15 protein-coding genes are annotated in these 16,282 nt (G+C 40.8%); 5 read left to right on the top strand and 10 right to left on the bottom strand.

All coding sequences use genetic code 11. From position 1 onward, the window contains the following. The 9 genes from purN to VER_RS01100 all read right to left on the bottom strand — a co-directional run bounded on the left by purN (position 1) and on the right by VER_RS01100 (position 7,221). On the bottom strand, positions 1-618 hold the full coding sequence (purN, locus tag VER_RS01060; RefSeq protein WP_162099040.1) for a phosphoribosylglycinamide formyltransferase: 618 nt from the start codon (positions 616-618) through the stop codon (positions 1-3). Continuing rightward, positions 602-1,666: a phosphoribosylformylglycinamidine cyclo-ligase gene (gene purM / locus VER_RS01065; RefSeq protein WP_162099041.1), complete on the bottom strand. Its 1,065-nt coding sequence runs from the start codon at positions 1,664-1,666 to the stop codon at positions 602-604. The genes purN and purM overlap by 17 nt, the downstream gene beginning before the upstream one ends. After that, complete coding sequence (purF, locus tag VER_RS01070; RefSeq protein ID WP_162099042.1) at positions 1,653-3,077, bottom strand: amidophosphoribosyltransferase; 1,425 nt, start codon at positions 3,075-3,077, stop codon at positions 1,653-1,655. Before purF ends, purM begins: the two co-directional genes overlap by 14 nt. A 12-nt stretch (positions 3,078-3,089) precedes the next feature. Further along, positions 3,090-3,794 (bottom strand): phosphoribosylaminoimidazolesuccinocarboxamide synthase, encoded by a 705-nt coding sequence (gene purC / locus VER_RS01075; protein ID WP_162099043.1) that lies wholly within the window; start codon positions 3,792-3,794, stop codon positions 3,090-3,092. Between the two features lie 102 nt (positions 3,795-3,896). Beyond that, positions 3,897-4,388, bottom strand: coding sequence for a 5-(carboxyamino)imidazole ribonucleotide mutase (purE, locus tag VER_RS01080; RefSeq protein WP_162099044.1), 492 nt, complete (start codon positions 4,386-4,388; stop codon positions 3,897-3,899). Positions 4,389-4,581: 193 nt separating this feature from the next. Next, positions 4,582-5,073, bottom strand: coding sequence for a hypothetical protein (locus tag VER_RS01085; RefSeq protein WP_162099045.1), 492 nt, complete (start codon positions 5,071-5,073; stop codon positions 4,582-4,584). 70 nt (positions 5,074-5,143) lie between these two features. Beyond that, a complete protein-coding gene (locus VER_RS01090; RefSeq protein ID WP_162099046.1) occupies positions 5,144-5,638 on the bottom strand; it encodes a YbjN domain-containing protein in 495 nt (164 codons plus the stop codon). Positions 5,639-5,681: 43 nt separating this feature from the next. Continuing rightward, positions 5,682-6,257, bottom strand: a complete 576-nt coding sequence (locus VER_RS01095) for a xanthine phosphoribosyltransferase (protein WP_162099047.1) — start codon at positions 6,255-6,257, stop codon at positions 5,682-5,684. Positions 6,258-6,339: 82 nt separating this feature from the next. Continuing rightward, positions 6,340-7,221, bottom strand: a complete 882-nt coding sequence (locus VER_RS01100; protein WP_162099048.1) for a LysR family transcriptional regulator — start codon at positions 7,219-7,221, stop codon at positions 6,340-6,342. A 265-nt stretch (positions 7,222-7,486) separates the two neighbouring features. Here VER_RS01100 and VER_RS01105 point away from each other — a divergent pair, with 265 nt between their 5' ends. Both VER_RS01105 and VER_RS01110 read left to right on the top strand, forming a co-directional pair. After that, complete coding sequence (locus VER_RS01105; protein WP_162099049.1) at positions 7,487-11,227, top strand: phosphoribosylformylglycinamidine synthase; 3,741 nt, start codon at positions 7,487-7,489, stop codon at positions 11,225-11,227. A 231-nt stretch (positions 11,228-11,458) separates the two neighbouring features. Further along, the gene (locus tag VER_RS01110; protein WP_162099050.1) at positions 11,459-12,697 is read left to right on the top strand and encodes an FprA family A-type flavoprotein; all 1,239 of its coding nucleotides are present in this window, start codon (positions 11,459-11,461) and stop codon (positions 12,695-12,697) included. A 142-nt stretch (positions 12,698-12,839) separates the two neighbouring features. On the opposite strand, the gene VER_RS01115 is transcribed toward VER_RS01110, so the two are convergent. Further along, positions 12,840-13,175, bottom strand: a complete 336-nt coding sequence (locus tag VER_RS01115; protein ID WP_162099051.1) for a zinc ribbon domain-containing protein YjdM — start codon at positions 13,173-13,175, stop codon at positions 12,840-12,842. 243 nt (positions 13,176-13,418) lie between these two features. Here VER_RS01115 and rbsK point away from each other — a divergent pair, with 243 nt between their 5' ends. From rbsK to VER_RS01130, 3 genes are all read left to right on the top strand, one after another. Continuing rightward, the gene (gene rbsK, locus VER_RS01120; RefSeq protein WP_162099052.1) at positions 13,419-14,309 is read left to right on the top strand and encodes a ribokinase; all 891 of its coding nucleotides are present in this window, start codon (positions 13,419-13,421) and stop codon (positions 14,307-14,309) included. 1 nt (position 14,310) lies between these two features. Then, entirely contained in the window at positions 14,311-14,724 is a 414-nt protein-coding gene (gene rbsD / locus VER_RS01125) for a D-ribose pyranase (RefSeq protein ID WP_162099053.1), read from the top strand. A 74-nt stretch (positions 14,725-14,798) separates the two neighbouring features. Then, positions 14,799-16,280 (top strand): sugar ABC transporter ATP-binding protein, encoded by a 1,482-nt coding sequence (locus tag VER_RS01130; protein WP_162099054.1) that lies wholly within the window; start codon positions 14,799-14,801, stop codon positions 16,278-16,280. The last annotated feature ends 2 nt before the right edge of the window (positions 16,281-16,282 follow it).

The following is a 16,282-nucleotide window of genomic DNA, read 5'->3' on the forward strand; positions in this document are numbered from 1 at the left end:
CTAGTCCTCAATGTGCACAATATGATTCTTAATCGTTAATTTGTCCTCACAAAAGAGGGCCAATGCTTTTTTATATGTTTTATGTTCTTCTGGCAGAATACGAGCTGCCAATGTATCTTCTGTATCATCCGCATAGACTGGCACGACAGCTTGCATAATAATCGGCCCCGAATCCATACCGGTATCCACAAAGTGAACGGTACAACCGCTAACTTTAACCCCCGCTGCTACGGCTTGCCCTTGCGCGTGTAGGCCTGGGAAAGATGGCAATAAAGCGGGATGAATGTTCAAAATCTTATATTCATAGGGCTTAATAAAGGTTGGCCCTAATAAGCGCATATAACCAGCTAAAACTATCGCTTCTGGCTCATAAGGTGCAATAGCCGCTAACATAGCTTCTTCAAACGCTTCTTTGCTAGCATACGCCTTCCGTTCCACTACAACAGACGGTACACCCCACTCTTTAGCACGCCCTAATACAGGCGCATCGTGATGGTCGCTTAGCACAACCACCACGTGAGCCTTAATTTCACCGGCTTGAATCGCTTCATACAAAGCGGCTGCGTTAGAACCACGTCCACTAGCAAAAATAGCAATTCGCTTAGCCAACGAAGTCACGCCCTTCCATGATTACTCGTTCGTCACTAGCCGCTTCAATACGACCAATTTCATAAACCGTTTCATTTACTTTAGCCAACTGGGCTTTCACGGCCGCTAAATCTTCTGGTGCAACCACTAAAATCATACCAATCCCCATATTGAAGGTACGGTACATTTCTTTGGTTGCTACATTACCCCATTCTTGTAATTTTTCAAAAATAGGTAATTTAGGCCATGCATCAGCATTGACACGGGCCGACGTTCCTTCTGGCAAAATACGTGGAATATTATCATAGAAACCACCACCAGTCACATGAACCATGCCTTTTAATAAACCTTTACGGGTCAATGGCAATACAGCCTTAGGATATAAACGGGTAGGCGTTAATAATTCTTCCCCTAACGTTTTGCCAAACTCAGGTACTTCATCAGTAAGTTTCATGTTCTGCACGTCAAATACAATTTTACGCACTAAGGAGAAGCCATTGGAGTGAACACCTGTCGATGGTAAGCCTAGTAAAATATCGCCCGCTTTAATATTTTCACCAGTTAATAAGCGTGGACGATCAACAATCCCTACCGCAAAACCAGCCACATCATAGTCACCATCGCCGTAGAAGCCAGCCATTTCAGCTGTTTCACCACCGAGCAAAGCACACCCAGACTCTTCACAAGCTTCCGCTACACCACGAACAATCGTTGCCACTTGTTCTGGCACTAATTTGCCAACCGCAATATAATCAAGGAAAAACAAAGGTGTTGCCCCTTGTACTAAAATATCATTCACACTCATTGCTACGCAGTCTTGACCGATAGTATCATGTTTGTCCATCATAATAGCCAAACGCAATTTAGTCCCTACGCCGTCGGTGCCAGATACTAGCATAGGTTCTTTCATATCAAAACCAGCTAAGGAGAATAAACCACCAAAGCCACCAATATCGCCAACTACACCAGATGTATACGTGCGTCTTACCGCCGCTTTCATTAAATCAACGGCTTTATTACCGGCATCGATGTCAACACCAGCATCACGATATGTTACGCCACCTTTATTCGAGCACATATTTTCCTCCCTCGTCTTGGTCTTCCGGAACTGTTACGGCATAATCGCCATCAAAACAAGCAAAGCAAAGCTCTGCTTCTGGTACGCCGCTCACAGCGCGGCATAAGCCTTCACGGCTTAAATAGTGAAGTTTATCCGCTTGGATATATTCTCTAATTTGCTCAATCGTATGGGTTGCAGCAATTAATTCTTTACGCACCGAGGTATCAATCCCGTAATGGCAAGGATATTCAATGGCTGGAGAGCTAACGCACATATAAACTTCTTTAGCTCCTGCTTCTTTAAGCATGCGCACAATGATGCCACTTGTAGTACCGCGAACGATGGAATCATCAATTAAAACAATTCGTTTCCCTTTCACTACATCGGCTACCGCATTAAGTTTCATACGCACCGCTAATTCACGCTGTGCTTGATCTGGCTTAATAAAGGTACGACCCATGTAGCGGTTTTTAATTAGCCCTTCTCCGAAAGGAATCCCCGATTCGCGAGCATAGCCTAGCGCTGCCGTTGTACCAGAGTCTGGAATGGACATAACTAAATCCGCTTCATATTTCGTTTCCCGTGCTAATTCACGGCCCATATTTAAACGAGCTTGATATACACTTTGACCGTCAATTTCACTATCGGAACGAGCAAAGTAAATGTATTCAAATACACAAAGGGCTTTATTAATATCAGCTTTAGATTCTACGAATAAACGGCTTCTGACACCACTATCATCAATGATAACCATTTCACCTGGATCAATATGGCGCACAAATTCAGCCTTAATGGCATCAAGAGCACAAGTTTCTGAAGATAACACATAGCCATGTTCCGTCTTCCCTAAACAAAGCGGACGGAATCCATTGGCATCACGGACGCCAATCAATTTATCATTAGTGCTAATAACCAACGAAAAGGCCCCTTCAATGCGTCGCACGGCTTCTATGATGCGTTCTTCGGTATTAGCTGCTTTAGAACGGGCAATTAAGTTTACAATCACTTCAGAATCCATGGTAGTCTGGAAAATAGAACCACTGTCTTCTAATTCACGCCGTAATTCTAAAGCATTTGTCAAATTACCATTATGAGCTACCGCCATATCGCCCCCTTGGTAATGAATCACCAAAGGTTGAATATTTTTAGGATTATTAGAACCCGTTGTGGAGTAGCGTACATGACCAGAGGTAATAAAACCACCTGGCACATCTGGCAATTGTTTAATCGCCTCTGTAATAAGACCCATGCCTTTAGTTACTTCAATATTGGTACCATCACTAATAGCAATACCGGCACTTTCTTGACCGCGATGTTGCAGAGCAAATAATCCCCAGTAAGTAAAATTACCTACGTTTAACTGACAATCATAAATACCAAATACGCCACACTCTTCATGCCACTTGTCAAATATAGAGTCGTAATGCATGATTATCTCCTATTACGCACGTTCGCCAGTAAGGCGGAATAACATTTCTTTATAGGCATCTTCTACATTGCCAAGGTCACGACGGAAACGGTCTTTGTCAAGTTTTTCGTTAGTTTCACTATCCCAGAAACGGCATGTATCAGGGGAAATTTCATCACCTAACAAAACTTCACCTTTGTGAAGACCAAATTCCAATTTAAAGTCAACCAAGGTTACTTTCTTTTCCGCTAAGAATTTTTTAAGGATTTCATTAACTTGCATAGCATATTTACGAACAAGTGCTACTTGTTCTTCCGTAGCCCAACCTAACGCTAAAATCTGATCTTCATTGATGAATGGGTCACCTAAATCATCATTTTTATAGCAAAATTCAAGGATAGGACGTTTGCAAGGTGTACCTTCTTCAATACCAAGACGTTTGGACAAGGAACCAGCAATAATGTTACGAACGATAACTTCCAATGGTAAAATTTCTAATTTTTTAACTAATTGGTCACGATCATTAAGACGTTTGATGAAATGATTAGGTACACCTTCTTTAGTCAATAATTCAAAGAAGAAAGAGGAAATTTTATTATTTAAAACCCCTTTATCATGAATCGTCCCTTTTTTCTCGCCATTAAAAGCAGTGGCATCATCTTTATAGTGAACTAAATATTCATTAGCGTTTTCTGTTTCAAATACTTGTTTTGCTTTGCCTTCGTATAACATTTTCATGGTATTGCCTCCTATTGACATATTCTAATACCTTTATACAAGGAGATATCCTATCTCCTATTAATTAACTAACGGAATGAGCGCTTCTTTTATATCTTTTTATTATTTATTCAATTCGGCTTGTAATTTTTCATTTTTAGCAATAACAGCTTTAGCCATATCTTCCCGATATGTTTTATATTGAGCTTTCAAAGCAGCATCTTGAGCGGCGCCAATCTGTACAGCAAATAAAGCTGCATTTTTAGCCCCGTCAACGGCCATAGTCGCTACAGGCATACCTGATGGCATTTGTACAATCGCCAACAAGGCGTCAATCCCTTTTAGCGCCGTAGCATTTAGCGGTACACCAATAACAGGTAATACGGTGAAACTAGCAATAACCCCAGGTAAATGAGCGGCCGCACCAGCACCTGCAATAAATGCAATGGCTCCTTCAGCTTCTAAACGAGTTACAAATTTTTTCACTTCTTCTGGCGTACGATGGGCCGACGCAATAACCATTTCATAGTCAATGCCAAATTCCTTCAATACGTCTGCGGCTTTCTTCATAACTCCTAAATCAGAGTCACTACCCATTACGATGCCAACTTTCATGTGAGTCCCTCCTAAATTAACTGACAAAACTACCTTGCCGTAACGATAACAATTTCTATCTAAATTCTAACAAACCCAAACTTATTAGTCAATATAATATTCGAATATTAATTTATTTATTTTTATTAATGTTCGATGCATTCCGAACATTAATAAAAAGACTCCCCAAAATTAATTAGGGAGTCTTGTAACATTATTCACCATGTTCATGGGCATGCGCAAGAAAGGGATCTGGCAATTGCGAAATCCCCATAGCTTCTTTAAGGGCTGGTACCGCCTTTGGCATATATTGTACGATTTGATTCATCAACACATACAATAATTGTGGCTCAAAGGAAGAGTTTGAACACATATATACACAGTCCAAATATAAGCTATTATCGTCATGCTCTACATAATATTTGAAGTTTTTATAAATACTGTTTTCACGATTGATAAAGTCCACAATCGCTTGGTAGTTATGAGCCGTTACTACATTGCCACCTACCACTACGCGTACAACGCTGTAAATCGTAGCATCAAGCAGCACGAAAATAGGCATATCGCCAATATCTGTCTGCATATACGAGCGATATACAACGGTATCTTCATCATCTTGAATCTCACGTTTATCAAAGCAAGTTATGTCTTCCTCAACTAAGAACTTCTCAAAAATAGCGCTTTTTTCATTCTTAGGCTTTGCCATACTGCACCTCTTCTACTTGTGGACTCTTACTAGGCGAAGGGCCTAGCACTCATGAATAAGAAACTAAGGCTTAGTTAACTTTGTCCTTCTTATCTTTTTTACCTTTTTCTTTAGTAGTCACTTCTTCACCATCTAATACTTTACCAAGAATGCTTGGATAGTATTCTTTAATATGTGGTTCTAATACTTCGAGTAAAAGGCCTACCAATAAATTAGGGTCAAACGTTTCTTTAGCAGCTGGTAAGCTAATATCCATATATACTACATTATCATCTTCGCCTAAGTAATATTTAAAGATTTTAAATTTACCATTTAATTCATTAAGATATGCCACTACGTCAGCTTGTTTTTCAGCAGGCACAGCCCCGGTAGTCACTACTAAACGAATTAAGTTAAAAACAGTGTCATCTAACACTATAAACAATGGCAACTGCTGAGCAGCCACATCGAAGTAACCACGATATACTACAGAATGCACATCATCTTGATGTTCTTCCTTAGTGAACCAGTTGGTAACATCGCGGTCTTTTAAAAATTGATCGAATTGTTCTGCTTTTGTGTTCATTGTTACATCTCCCTTTTATATAATCTATTAATACAGAAACGACTTAGTCGTCAATAAAAACGCAATGGTCATCTTCAAACTTAGCAATACGCACTAATGACTGCACATCATAGCCAGCTCGTTCTAAACGTTCACGACCAGGTTGGAAGGATTTTTCAATGACAATGGCAATCCCTTCTACTGTATCGCCAGCACTTTCTACTAATTTTACAAGCCCCATAGCAGCTTCCCCACTTGCTAAGAAGTCGTCAATAATGAGAACTTTCTCGCCTTTTGGTAAGAATTTCTTAGAAATAGTTACATCATAGTTTTCTTCCTTAGTATAGGAATATACTACCGAATGATATACATCATCAGTCATAAGAATGGATTTTTTCTTGCGTGCAAACACAAGGGGTACATCCATTTCAATGGCTACTTGTAAAGCTACCGCGATGCCAGAAGCCTCAATGGTCACAATACGTTGAATGCCCTTATCTTTAAAACGCGCCGCAATTTCCTTACCAATAGCAACAAACAATTTAGGATCAATTTGATGATTCAAAAAGCTGTCCACCTTTAAGACGCGATTGTTTAAAACAATGCCTTCCTCCATAATGCGTTTTTTTAACAATTCCATACGAGAGTCTCCTTGTTGCGTTATTTTTATTACTTACGTACTCATTATGAGTACTAATACTACACTTGATTATACTACAATATCACTTCTTTAGAAGAAGGTCAATAAATTTTGCAGCCCCTTGCGACACTGGCAATAAGCGCGAGCGTACTAAGGCGATTTTACGCGGTGGTACTACAATATCCGTTTTAATTTCTACCACACGACCTTCTTTTAATTTCTGTTTCACTAAAATATCTGGTACTAAGGAAATACCCATATTAATCTCAACTAAGTCCATGAGTACATCAAGGCTTCCTAATTCAAAAGATGGTTTTTTGCACGCTTTGCCCGTTAAATTATCAAAGAATTCACGGCTAGCCGCCCCTTGCGTTAAAAGCAATAAAGGTTCTTGCATTAAACGATTTAAATCAATGCTCCCCATCCCTTTATAAAATGGACCACCCACAAAGATGTCCTGCATAGTCTGCAATTCGATGACTTCTAATTGTGGATTGGCTTCTAAGCCTTCATAGGTATTAACGATAGCCATTTGGGCTTCTCGGTTTTCTACCATCTGCACGCAAAGTGGTGACGGACGGTTCGTAATCTGTAGCCCTGTTTCCTGTTCTTGTTCTTGCCACTTTTTAAAATAAGGCAATAAGAAGTGACGACACAAAGTGTCGGTGGCTGCTAGTTTTACACTTTCTTGTTCATGTGTAAGACGATCTTGTAATTGTGTTACCCCATTATCTAAAATAGAGAACGCTTTCGCCACTGTATCGAAAAGTTCTTTTCCTTCAGGTGTAAATGAAACAGACTTGGTAGTTCGTTCAAATAAAACGATATCCAATTCCTTTTCTAGCTGCTTAATACTTTGACTAATAGCAGACTGAGATACCCCTATCTCCTTGGCTGCTTTAGAAAAGGATAAGTGCAAGCCTACCCCTAAAAAAGTACGATACAAATCTGTGGAAATGCTCATATTATATCTTTTATCTCCTTTACAACAACTACCACTCAATACCCCATAAATATTGCCAATACCTAGCAAGGCATATAGCTTATTTATTGATTAGCAAAACTAATCTCTAAAAAGAAATTATTAACCTCCTCTAATTAAATTTTTCTTTACTAATAAGTCTAAACCGTATATACTAGAATTGTCAATATAGGTATATTATATCTATATTTCAGCATCTGCACAATAGTTAGTGCATTCATTGACGACCATTAAGAGGAGGCTTACTATGTCAATTCATCGCATTTTCGTCCGTAAACGTGAAAGCTTTGCGCACGAAGCTACATCTATGTGTCACACTATTCGTACGGAACTAGGTATTCCCGTTGACTCCGTAACGATTTACGAACGCTATGACATTGAAGGCGTATCTGCAGACGACTTAGCCCAAGCTAAGCAACTCATCTTCTCCGAACCACCGGTGGATGAACTATTTGACACCCTCCCTCAAACGGAACAGACTCATATTATTGCCACAGAATACGTACCTGGCCAATATGATCAACGAGCTGATTCGGCGGAACAATGCTTAGCTATGTTAACTCTTAAATCAGGCGCTACGGTGCGCACAGCCCGTGTATTTGCCTTGGAAGGTGATTTAAGTGCTAAAGACATTGCCCGTATAAAACATTATTATATCAATCCTGTAGACTCAAGAGAAGCATCACTTGAATTACCTACTACATTACAACTCAATGTGCAACCAGCGCAACCAGTTGCTAGCTTAGAAAACTTCATCACCGCTAGCCCTGAAGAATTACAAAACTGGCGCCAAGAATTAGGGCTCGCTATGAGTGCTGCTGACATCGAATTAATTCAAGACTATTTTGCCCATACAGAAAAACGCAATCCAACTATTACGGAAATTCGCGTATTAGATACCTATTGGTCTGACCATTGCCGTCATACAACGTTTATGACAGAGTTAACCGATATTACCATCGATAATTCTCCTGAAACAGTGCCTATTCAGGCAGCGCTTGCCGAATATATGGATGGTCGTCGTCACCTCTATGCAAGTCGTGAAAAGGCCCGTACATTAATGGATATGGCCACCTTAGCAGTTAAAGAGTTACGGGAACAAGGGGGCTTACAAGAAATTGATGAGTCTGATGAAATCAATGCTTGTACCATCGTGGTACCTGTCGAAGTCAATGGCCAAACTGAAGAATGGCTCTTACTCTTCAAAAATGAAACTCACAATCATCCTACCGAAATCGAGCCGTATGGTGGCGCCGCTACCTGCTTAGGTGGTTGTATTCGTGACCCATTGAGTGGCCGTGCCTATGTATATCAAGCTATGCGTGTTACTGGTTCAGGTAATCCGTTAACACCACTTAGTGAAACCTTAGAAGGTAAATTGCCACAATCTCAAATCACTACAGGGGCCGCTCGTGGCTACAGTTCCTATGGCAACCAAATCGGCCTAGCCACTGGTGAAGTACGTGAATATTACCATCCTGGCTATGTAGCTAAGCGTATGGAAATCGGGGCTGTAGTAGGCGCTGCGCCTCGCACCAACGTACGTCGCGAACCACCAGTACCTGGCGACATCGTAGTACTCTTAGGTGGTAAAACAGGTCGTGATGGTTGTGGTGGCGCTACTGGTTCCTCCAAAGAACACGACTTATCCTCCCTAGCGACTTGTGGTGCCGAAGTACAAAAAGGGAATCCTTTAACCGAACGTAAAATTCAACGCTTATTCCGTCACCCTGAAGTAACTACCCTCATCAAACGTTGTAACGACTTTGGTGCCGGTGGCGTATCCGTAGCTATTGGGGAATTAACGGATGGCTTACTTATCAACTTAGATACAGTTCCTAAAAAATATGAAGGCCTTGACGGCACGGAGCTCGCCATTTCAGAATCGCAAGAACGAATGGCTTGCGTTATTGCCGCTCAGGATTGGGATGCCTTCCGGCAATACTGTGATGAAGAAAATCTAGAAGCTACTGTCGTAGCTGATGTTACGGATTCCAATCGCTTAACCATGACTTGGCAAGGCGTTAATATTGTCGATATTTCAAGAGATTTCTTAAATACTAATGGAGCTAAACAAAGCCAAGCCGCTCATGTGGTAGCACCTATAGGAACTTACTATGAAGACCCTATCGTTGATGATATTAAAGAACATTGGCTAGCCACTATGAAAGATTTAGCCGTAACCTCTCAACAAGGTTTAGGTGAACGCTTTGACAGTACTATTGGAGCTGGCACCGTACTTATGCCATTTAGTGGGCTCTATCAAAAAACGCCCGTACAAGGGATGGCCGCCAAATTACCAGTATTACATGGAGAAACTACTACGGCCAGTCTTATGACGCATGGCTTTGATCCTTATATTTCTGAATGGAGCCCTTTCCACGGTGCGCAACAAGCCATTTTACTTTCTGTTGCTAAAATCGTAGCCTTAGGCGGTAAACGAAGCTCCGTTTATTTAACTTTACAAGAATATTTTGAACGACTCAATCAAGATACAAAAGCTTGGGGCAAACCAGTAGCGGCACTCTTAGGGGCCTATGAAGCGCAGAAACAATTAGGCATTGGTGCCATTGGTGGTAAGGACTCTATGTCCGGCACCTTTATGGACCTAACGGTGCCACCTACCCTCGTATCTTTCGCTGTCACAACGGCTAATGTAGACGATATTATTACCCCACATCTAAAAGAAGTAAGGCATGTACTCTTACATGTAAATACACCTCGTAAAGCAGATGCTACACCAGACTGGGCTATTTTCAAAGCCCAAGCAGATCGCATTACACAACAAGCGCAAGCAGGTCATGTAGCAGCCGCTTACGTAGTCGAAGCTGGTGGTATCGCCGCCGCCATCACTAAAATGGCGCTGGGCAACCGCTTAGGCGTAGACTTAATTGATGATGTTGAACCGATGTTATTCGCTTCCTATAGTGGTTCCTGGATTATTGAAACCGATGCGGCTACGGCTAGCGAATGGGCCAAACATGAGCATGTAACCTTACTAGGTACCATCATTGAAGAGCCAGAGATTTCCATTGATGGCGAAGACCTTGCGTTAAGCGAATTAGAAAAAGCCTATGAAAGCACCTTAGCGCCTATCTTCCCATTAACCGCTAAATCCGGTCAGGGTGAAGCCGTGGCTTACATTCATGACCAACAGGCTAAACCTCGCCAAAGCCCAAGCATTGCTACACCAAAGGTTATCATTCCAGTTTTCCCTGGCACGAACTGCGAATATGATTCAGCCCGTGCTTTTGAAAAAGCCGGTGCTAAAGCAGACATCGTTATTATTCGCAATCGTACAGTAGCCGAACTAGAAGAATCCATCCAAGTAATGAAACAAAAGCTAGACGAAGCACAAATTCTCTTCTTCCCTGGTGGTTTCAGTGCTGGTGATGAACCAGATGGCTCTGGCAAATTCATGGCCACCCTCTTCCGTAATCCATACCTTAGCGAATCATTACATAATTTATTGCATAACCGTGACGGTTTAGCACTAGGTATTTGTAATGGCTTCCAAGCCCTCATTAAACTAGGCCTGTTACCATATGGTGACGTTGCCCCTATGACGGCTGATAGCCCTACTTTAACGTACAACACAATTGGTCGCCACTTATCTGGCATGGTACGGACGAAAGTTATTTCTACCAAATCCCCATGGATGAGCCTCACTAAGGCTGGTGAAATTTATACAGTGCCAATTTCCCATGGTGAAGGTCGTTTCATCGCCTCCCCAGCTCAAGTGGTTGAATTCAATCGCAGCGGCCAAATTGCCACCCAATATGTTGATTTAGAAGGAATTGCCTCCTATGATGCCCGCTTCAATCCAAACCAATCCGTAGCAGCTATCGAAGGCCTATTTAGTCCTGATGGTCGCGTCTTTGGTAAAATGGGACATATTGAACGTACCAGTTATGGCATTGCTAAAAACATTCCTGGCAAACAGGGCATGCCAGTCTTTGCCTCTGGGGTAGCTTATTTTAAAGACTAAATCTACCTAGTTGCAGGTCCATTTCAGTCATTGTATCCTTAAATACTACCACTAACTAGGCGTATTATTTCAAAAAATGCATACTTAAAGAAAAAAACGGCATGACAAATGTCGTTTTTTTCATATCTATAGGTTGCGTATCTATATGATTACTAGTATCATAATAGTTGGTGAATAAGTTTAGAGACATAACCAGCTCTTGTTATTCTTAAGTTGAAAGGATGTAAGGACATGCATTGCGCACAAAAATTAACAGATAATATTTATTGGATAGGTAGCAATGATTGGGATACAGAACGTTTTGAAAATCTATTCCCTATTCCTATGGGTGTTAGCTACAATTCCTATTTTATTGATGACGAAAAAACTTGTATCGTAGACTCTGTCGATGATAGTATTCGTCAAGAATTCTTTGACAATGTGGAGCACTTGCTCAATGGCCGTGAATTAGATTTCGTAGTTGTAAATCATATGGAACCAGACCATTGCTCTACCTTAATCGAATTAGTCGATCGTTACCCAAATGTTAAACTTGTAGGTAACCGCACCACTTTCCGCTTATTTGAACAATTTTATGGTCGCCCTTGCCCAGATAACTACTATGAAGTCAAAGAAGGGGATACCATTGAATTAGGTAAATATACCCTACACTCTTATACAATGCCAATGGTTCACTGGCCAGAAGTGACTTGCACCTTTGAATCAACTAACGGCATTTTATTCTCCGCTGATGCGTTTGGTACTTTTGGTACAATCAATGGTAATATCTTCGCTGACCAGCTTGATTTTGAACGTGTTTATGAAGATGAAGCTCGTCGTTACTACACCAATATCGTTGGTAAATATGGTGTACAAGTTCAAAATGCCATTAAGAAAGCGTTGCCTTTAGGGATTAAAATGATTGCCCCTCTTCACGGGCCAATCTGGCGTACCCCTGAAAGCATTAAATATATGATTGAAAAATATATGCACTGGAGCACCTATTCAGCAGAAAAGAAAGGTGTCGTTATTGCCTTTGGTTCCATGTATGGCAACACCGCTGAAATGGCACAGCAGTTGGCTAAATTATTATCCCTCCGTGGCATTACAGATATTAAAATCTATGACGTATCCAAAACCAATCCATCCTACATCATTGCTGATGCTTGGAAATATAGTCATCTCGTATGCATGGCGCCAACTTACAACTTAGCGTTGTACCTTACTATGGAAAACTTGCTCTATGAATTGAAAGCTCTTAACTTCCATAACCATAAGGTATCCATCGTAGGTAACCACTCTTGGGCTTCTGCTGCTATGAAACGAATGGTCGAATACTTCACCAATGAATTTAAGGATATGGAAATTGTAGGCACCCCACTGGATATTCGTGGCGCTTTACATCCACAACAATTGCCACTTTTTGAAAAATTGGCTGATGATATTGTAGCTTCCATCGAAGCCACTGAAATTCAAACCTTTAGTTTATAATATATACGCTCAATATAAGCTATAAGCTGGTTATTATAAAATAAATATAGAATCTTATAATATAGAATCTTACCAATAAGAAACCCTCCACGGTGACCGAATTCGAACGAATAGAGTCATCATGGAGGGCTTTTTATTTAAATTATAATTTTTTTACGAATTCTGATTTTAACGCCATAGCGCCAAAACCATCAATCTTACAATCAATATTATGCTCCCCATCAACGAGGCGAATATTTTTAACCCGCGTCCCCTGTTTTAATACAGAAGCACCTTTTACTTTTAAATCTTTAATAATAGTCACGGAATCGCCATCTTGCAGAATATTGCCATTCGCATCCCGCACAACTAGACCAGTTGCCTCACTTTCCGCTTCAGCAGCCGTCCATTCATGAGCACACATAGGGCATACATACATATGACCATCCTCATATGTATATGCTTCACCACATTTTGGACAATTAGGTAACGTTGCCATTCAAATCCTCCTTTAAAATACGTTTTTTCTAATAGATATATTATATTTTACCAAAATTTCAACATATTTTAAAATAAAATTCCTACTTTTACCTGATTTCATACATATTGTTAGTAATTGTATTTTGACAGTAGGCAAGCACCAATAATTAGTATATACTAAATTAATAATTAAAGTATCTATTAAATTAAAGAAATCTGGTGTATACTAAAGAAATGCACATTAAACGTTAGGGAGGTTTCCATGAATAACATTGTGGTTATCGGCAGTTGTAACATAGATATTACCGTATTGGCTCCAAAGCGTCCCGCTGCTGGTGAAACGATTTTAGGTACTGGCTTAAATATTTCACCTGGTGGCAAAGGCGCCAACCAAGCGGTGGCCGCTGCCAAACTAGGTGCTCAAGTCACTATGGTTGGCTGCATTGGCAACGATGCATACGGTCAAATGATTAAGGACAATTTACAACATTATAAGATTAATACAGACTATCTAATAACCTTAGATAATGAAAATAGCGGTACAGCTCATATTACCTTAGCAGAAGGCGATAATAGTATTATTGTACTATCTGGCGCGAACGCTAGCGTTTCAAAAGAGGTCGTTGACCAAGCATGGGACGCTATCAAAAAAGCTGATTTAGTGATGGTGCAAAATGAAATTCCTTTACCTACAATCGGCTATATTACCGAAAAATGCGCCAAAAACGGGATTAAAGTGCTCTTAAATCCAGCACCGGCCGCTGATTTAGAAGCACAATGGCTCACTGATGCCACCTATATCACCCCCAACGAACATGAGCTAGCTTCACTCTATCCAGCTAATAATACAGACGATGTAATTTTAGCTAACGAAGGCAAAATCATTGTAACCCTAGGTAGTGAAGGCGTAGCCTATGCTCAAGATGGAGAACTCCGTCGCATGCGTAGCTTTAAAGTAACACCAGTAGACACAACAGGCGCTGGCGATACCTTTAATGGAGCTTTTGCTACAGCTATTGTCAATAATAAATCCATAGAAGAAGCCGTTCATTATGGTAATGCAGCGGCCGCCCTTTCCATTTTAAAATTAGGTGCTCAAGAAGGCATGCCTACGGCGGAAGAAGTAGCAGCCTTTATCGCTGAAAGGAGCTAATATGCAAAAAGGTGGTATTTTAAATAGTCATATAGCTAAAGTATTAGCTGATCTCGGTCACACCGATACTATTTGTATTGGCGATTGCGGTCTTCCTGTACCAGCAGGCGTTTTAAAAATTGACTTAGCCCTTCAATTTGGCACCCCTAGCTTTGAAGACGTCGTACGCCTACTTAAAGCTCATATGCAAAGCGAAGCTATTCATGTGGCCGAACCAATTAAAACGGAAAATCCTAAAAACTATGCTGTTCTTCAAGAATTATATCCCGAAGAACGCTATCAATGGATTCTAACGAGTCACGACACCTTCAAAGAAGCAACCAAGCAGTGTAAATGTATCATTCGCACCGGTGAAACGACCCCTTATGCCAATGTAATTTTACATGCCGATTGTATCTTCAACGAAGAAAAATAGGTAATCCTACCTACTAGACATACCTCGTCTGGTTACTATACACACAGACAAATACAATTATGCAGGAGAATATAATGGAAATTAAAATGACCGGCATTGCCAAAGCCTTCGGCACTAATCAAGTGCTTAAGGATGTAAATATTACTTTAAAAGCCGGCGAAGTTCATGCCCTTATGGGCGAAAATGGGGCTGGTAAATCCACCCTTATGAACATTCTTACGGGCCTTCATAAAGCTGATGCTGGCACCATCACAATCGATGGTGTGACCACTACCTATAGTAGTCCCCGTGAGGCTGAAAAGCATGGCATTGCCTTTATCCATCAAGAACTCAACATTTGGCCTAATTTAAGCTTGTTAGAAAATCTCTATTTAATGCAACCAAAGACTAATAGTTTAGGTATGCTCAATAGACAAGCGATGCTACAAGAAGCTAAGGCTAAATGCGAAGAAATGAAAATTGACCTTCCTTTAACTAAAGAAGCTGGACTTTGCTCTGTAGGCCAACAGCAAATGGCTGAAATTCTACGAGTCCTAATGCTCAATGCCAAAGTCGTTATCATGGACGAACCATCCGCTGCTTTAACGGAACGTGAAACGGCCACCCTGTTCCGTATGATGCGTCAATTAAAAGAGCACGGCGTTGCCATTGTCTATATTTCCCATCGCATGGAAGAAGTATTTAGTGAATGTGATGTCATTACCGTTATGCGTGATGGTCACACTATCAGTACTAAACCCGTTAAGGAAACAACCGTTGACGAAGTAGTTCGTGATATGGTAGGTCGCTCCATTGATGAGTTTTATCCTGATCGCACCACAACGCCTGGTGACGTAATTCTAACAGTAAAGGGCTTAAAACCAAAAGAATTTAAAAATACGATTTCTTTTGATTTACGGAAAGGTGAAATTCTCGGCGTAGCCGGCCTTATGGGGGCTGGTCGTACGGAAATTATGAGAGCTATCTTTGGCATAGACTCCCATGAAGGGGGCGAAATTACCTTACAGGGTAAACCGCTTCATTTCAAAAAACCAGAAGATGCTATTAAAGCGGGCATTGCTTTCATTACAGAAGACCGCAAAGGGGAAGGCTTAATATTAGACTTTTCTATTGGCTCTAATATTACCTTACCAAATCTAAAACAAGTCTGCCCTACCCACGTTTTAAATAAAAATAAACTCTTTGACTTTGCTGACAGCTTATCTAAAAAGTTAGGTGTAAAAACACAATCGGTTCATTTGCCGGCGTCCTCCCTCTCTGGTGGGAATCAGCAAAAAGTTGTAATCGCCAAATGGATTGGCTTATCCCCTTCAATTATCATCATGGATGAACCAACAAGAGGCATTGATATTGGAGCCAAACGAGATATTTACGACTTAATGAATGAATTAACTAGCCAAGGGGTTTCCATCATCATGGTTTCCTCTGAGCTACCAGAAGTATTAGGAATGAGCGATCGGGTCATGGTCATTCACGAAGGAGCCGTAGCCGGTATTTTAGACCGTTCTAAAGCCACCCCAGAAGCCATCATGAACCTAGCTACAGGAGGACAATAAAT

Source organism: Veillonella sp. R32 (genome assembly GCF_010093125.1).
Lineage (GTDB): Bacteria > Bacillota > Negativicutes > Veillonellales > Veillonellaceae > Veillonella_A.